Source organism: Dyella sp. ASV21 (assembly GCF_016428975.1).
GTDB lineage: Bacteria > Pseudomonadota > Gammaproteobacteria > Xanthomonadales > Rhodanobacteraceae > Dyella.
Window position 1 is genome coordinate 1 of the sequence record NZ_JAELTT010000351.1, and the last position, 313, is coordinate 313.

1 protein-coding gene is annotated in these 313 nt (G+C 57.5%); it reads right to left on the reverse strand.

The window, feature by feature from the left end; genetic code table 11:
- Positions 1–13: 13 nt before the first annotated feature.
- Positions 14–313: hypothetical protein (locus JHD67_RS22550; protein WP_233172184.1), on the reverse strand; the 300-nt coding region annotated here is incomplete at its 5' end.

The window sequence follows — 313 nt, forward strand, 5'->3', positions numbered from 1 at the left end:
GGGTCGGAAGCGGTCACTTGCTGTACTTGTGTATCAGCCCACCCACGATACCAACGAGTGCCCCACCCATCCAAAGATCGCGCAGTTGGGATACCTCGTCCTCGGAGTAGTAGACGACCACCCCGTGATTGTTTCGAGGGATTACGTGCCCAGTCTGGGGCTCCGGCGAGCGCGGTAGCGACACTTGGTAGCTCCGCTCTAAGGCGAGCCCATAAAGCGGCCCGCAGAGCGCAACCACTATCAGGACATCCGCTAATGCCACCTTCCACCTCATGTGAACTCTCACAGCATTTCTACTCAAAATGTTGGGTGG